The following is a 3911-nucleotide window of genomic DNA, read 5'->3' as shown; positions in this document are numbered from 1 at the left end:
GCTGGAGGACATCACCGACTGGGCGAAATCCTTGCCCTATTTTTCGAGCCTCTCGCCGGCGCATGTGAAGACCGGCACCTATAAGGACCGCATCTACGGCCTGCCGTTCTCGGCCGACGCCTCGGTGCTGATCTGGAACAAGAAGCTGTTCAAGCAGGCGGGGCTGGACCCGGAGAAGGGGCCGACGAACTGGGCCGAGATCGCGGCCGACGCCGAAAAGGTCAACGCGCTCGGCGGCGACATCAAGGGGTTCTACTTCTCCGGCAATTGCGGCGGCTGCAACATCTTCACCTTCACGCCGCTGATCTGGGCCTCGGGCGGCGACATCCTCTCCGAGGACGGCTCGAAGGCGACGCTCGACAGCCCGCAACTGCGCGGCGCCATCGACCTCTACCGCTCGATGATCAAGAAGGGGCTGGTGCCGGAGGGCGCGCAGACCGACACCGGCGCCAATTTCTTCGCCGCCTTCGCCGGCGGCAAGATCGGCATCTCGCCATCCGGCGCCTTCGCCATCGGCGCGCTCAACACGCAATATCCCGATATCGACTACGGCATCACCTTCCTGCCGGGCAAGGATGGCGGCTGGTCCTCCTTCGCCGGCGGCGACAATTTCGTCGTCACCAAGGGCACCAAGAAGATCGCCGTGGTGAAGGAGTTCCTGGACTTCGCCTATTCGCTGGAGGGCCAGACCATCCTCGCCAAATATGGCAGCCTGCCGGTGCGCAACGACATCGCCAAGGACGCGCTGAAGGACCTCGACCCGCGCTACCAGGTGGCGGCCGAGGCGATGGCCAAGGGCAGGACGCCCTATTCGGTGGTGTTCAACGATTTGATCAACTCCGCCAACGGTCCTTGGACTCAGATGGTCAACGAGGTGTTCTTCGGCGACGATGTCGACGGCGCCATCGCCAACGCGCAGGACACCATGCAGTCGATCATCGACCAGGCGCCGAACAAGTAGACACCAGGGCCTACAGGCGACGGGGATCGCGCAACGCTTCGCCGCCACGGCCCTGACCGGCCGCCCGCCCCGTCTCCCTGGCCGGGCGGCCGGGATGTTGCATCGCTGAACGGCAGGAACTGACGCGTTGAGAAAAATCACTCTCACTAGCATCGCCAGGTTGAGGGGCCGCGAGGTTCGCGCCCCCCTTCTCCCCTTGTGGGAGAAGGTGTCGCCGAAGGCGACGGATGAGGGGTGTTCCAGCGGAGTGAGACGCTGGCTTTTCCTGGAACACCCCTCATCCGTCTCGGCGCTTCGCGCCGATCCACCTTCTCCCACAGGGGGAGAAGGGAAGGTGCTGCCATGACTGCCATCACCGCCACATCCGCTCCCGCCCGCTCGCGCACCAGCGCCAGCCTGCGGCAATGGGTTGGCCTTCTCTACGTCCTTCCGGCCGTCGCTTTCGTCACCGTCTTCTTCGTCATCCCGCTCGGCATGACGGCGTGGATGTCGCTGAACAACTGGCCGCTGATGGGCGAGCATTCCTTCGTCGGCCTCGACAATTATGTCGCGATCGTGCGCGACACGCGGTTCTGGAACGCGCTGAAATTCACCTTCTATTACACGGCGATCGTCACCATCGCGATCTTCGCCGTCGCCTTCCCGCTGGCGATCTTCATCGAAAAGCCCCGCCCGCTCACCAATCTCTACCGCACCGCCTTCTTCATGCCGGCGGTGGTCGGCTTCGCTTCGGCGAGCCTGCTCTGGTCCTGGCTGCTCAACGTCGATTCCGGCCTGTTCAGCCCGGCCGCTTACGACCTCGGCCTGACCGAAAAGAAGGTCAATCTTCTCGCCACCTTCCAGCCGGCCTTCTGGTCGATCATCGCCATGGTGGTGTGGAAGGTCGCCGGCTTCACCATGATCATCCTGATGACCGGCCTACAGTCGATCCCGCAGGACCTGCAGGAGGCTGCCGTCATCGACGGGGCAGGGCCGTTCGCCAGGTTCCGGGCGATCACGCTGCCCTTGATGCGCCGCACGCTGGCGCTGGCGCTGATCCTGTCGGTCGCGGGCTCGATCCTCGCCTTCGACCAGTTCTACATCATTCTGCGCGGCGGCCCGCGCAACCAGACGCTGACGGCGGTCTACTGGATCTTCAACCAGTCCTTCGTCTCGTTCAAGCTCGGCTATGGCGCGGCACTCTCCATGGTGCTCCTGGCCATCCTGGTGGCGCTCAGCCTCATCCAGCTCTGGCTGCTGCGCAAGCCCGAGGGGCTCGACTGATGGCCGAGGCGATGTCGCAGAACCGCAAGGCCGCCTTCAGCCTCGCCAGGCATTCCACCGGCATCATCGCCTCGGTGCTGTTCCTGGCGCCGATCGTCTGGACGGTGCTCTCCACCTTCAAGCCGGCGCAGGAGGCGCGCCAGCCGCCGCTGCCGCCCTGGCCGACCACCGGCTTCTCGGTCGAGAATTACGAGACGCTGAACGCCTTCGGCGACGGGTTGTGGGTCTCGGCGCAGAACAGCATCTATGTCTCGGTGATGACGGTGCTGCTGTCGGTGCTGGTCAGCGTACTCGCCGGCTACGGCTTCTCGCGCTTCCGCTTTCCGTTCCGGGATTTCTTCTTCGTGCTCATCCTGTCGACGATCATGATCCCGTTCCAGTCGATCCTGACGCCGATCTTCCTGGTGCTGACCAGGCTCGGCCTGCACAATACTCTGACCGGGCTGGTCTGCGTCTATGTCACGCTGCAGCTGCCCTTCTCGATCTTCATGATGCGCAACGCTTTCGACGCCGTGCCGCGCGAGATCGAGGAGGCGGCGCGCATGGATGGCGCCAACAACGTCACCATGCTCGTCAAGGTGATGCTGCCTTTGGTCTGGCCGGGCGTTGTCACCATCGCGCTGTTCGCCTTCCTCGGCGCCTGGAACGAGTTTCTGGCCGCGCTCGTGCTGATGACCGACCAGTCCAAATTCACCTTGCCGGTGATGATGACGGCGCTCCAGTCCGGCCGCTTCGGCGCCATCGACTGGGGCGCGGTGCAGGCGGGCGTCACGGTGATGATGGTGCCCTGCCTGATCCTCTTCCTGGCGCTGCAGCGCTTCTACATCCGCGGCCTCATGGCCGGGGCCGTCAAGTAATTCGAATGGAGTGAAATCATGACCGCATCGAGTCCCGCCGCCACAACCGACACTGCCAGGCCGAAGCTCGCCTTCCGGCCGTTGCCCGTGCCGCAGGTCGATGTGCGCGGTTTTTGGGGCGACCGTGTCGACGCGGTGGCTAGCAAGACCGCCGGCATCCTCTATGACCGCTGCGTCGAGGCGCGCATGCTGGAGCAGATCGATCCGGACCGGCCGTCGCCAGGCGTCGTCATCCCGTTCCATTCGCCGTCGCCGGACGAGGCCGACGGGCAGGGCGCCGAGTTCACCGGCTCGACGGTGACGACGCAGATGTTCTGGGATTCCGACTGGGGCAAGACGATCGAGACCGCCGCTTATTCGCTCTACCGCCGCCGCAACCCGGAGCTGGAGCAGAAGATCGACGCCGTCATCGATATGTACGGCAAGCTGCAGCAGGAGGACGGCTACCTCTCCAGCTGGTACCAGCGCATCCAGCCAGGTCTGCGCTGGACCAATTTGCGCGATTGCCACGAGCTCTACTGCGCCGGCCATCTGATCGAGGGCGCCGTCGCCTACTTCCAGGCGACGGGAAAACGCAAGCTGCTCGACATCATGTGCCGCTATGCCGACCACATCGCTTCGATGTTCGGCCCCGAGCCCGGCAAGAAAAAGGGGTATTGCGGCCATGAGGAGATCGAGCTGGCGCTGGTGAAACTGGCGCGGGCGACCGGCGAGAAGAAATACATGGAGCTCGCCAAATATTTCATCGACCAGCGCGGGCAGCAGCCGCATTATTTCGACGAGGAGGCGCGCGCCCGCGGCGCCGATCCGAAGGCCTATCACTTCAAGAC

4 protein-coding genes are annotated in these 3911 nt (G+C 64.3%); all 4 read left to right on the top strand.

All coding sequences use genetic code 11. The annotated features are described in order from the left end of the window. Positions 1–961: sugar ABC transporter substrate-binding protein (locus tag EOA24_RS29875; protein WP_133374675.1), on the top strand; the 961-nt coding region annotated here is incomplete at its 5' end. A gap of 342 nt (positions 962–1303) precedes the next feature. Then, positions 1304–2224 carry a sugar ABC transporter permease gene (locus EOA24_RS29865; RefSeq protein ID WP_126083151.1) on the top strand — a complete coding sequence of 307 codons (921 nt, stop codon included), beginning with the start codon at positions 1304–1306 and terminating at the stop codon, positions 2222–2224. Beyond that, entirely contained in the window at positions 2224–3081 is an 858-nt protein-coding gene (locus tag EOA24_RS29860) for a carbohydrate ABC transporter permease (RefSeq protein WP_126083150.1), read from the top strand. The genes EOA24_RS29865 and EOA24_RS29860 overlap by 1 nt, the downstream gene beginning before the upstream one ends. Before the next feature lie 18 nt (positions 3082–3099). Next, on the top strand, positions 3100–3911 hold an 812-nt coding region (locus EOA24_RS29855), incomplete at its 3' end, for a beta-L-arabinofuranosidase domain-containing protein (RefSeq protein ID WP_133374674.1).

Origin of the sequence: Mesorhizobium sp. M2A.F.Ca.ET.039.01.1.1 (genome assembly GCF_003998035.1) — a bacterium.
Classification (GTDB): Bacteria; Pseudomonadota; Alphaproteobacteria; order Rhizobiales; family Rhizobiaceae; genus Mesorhizobium.
The sequence above is the reverse complement of the archived record's forward strand: the minus strand, read 5'-3'. Positions and strand labels throughout refer to the sequence as shown.

Excerpts from the sequence above, each read along its gene's own strand:
- EOA24_RS29860 (WP_126083150.1), top strand. The coding sequence starts at position 2,224 with ATGGCCGAGGCGATGTCGCAGAACCGCAAGGCCGCCTTCAGCCTCGCC.
- EOA24_RS29865 (WP_126083151.1), top strand. The coding sequence starts at position 1,304 with ATGACTGCCATCACCGCCACATCCGCTCCCGCCCGCTCGCGCACCAGC.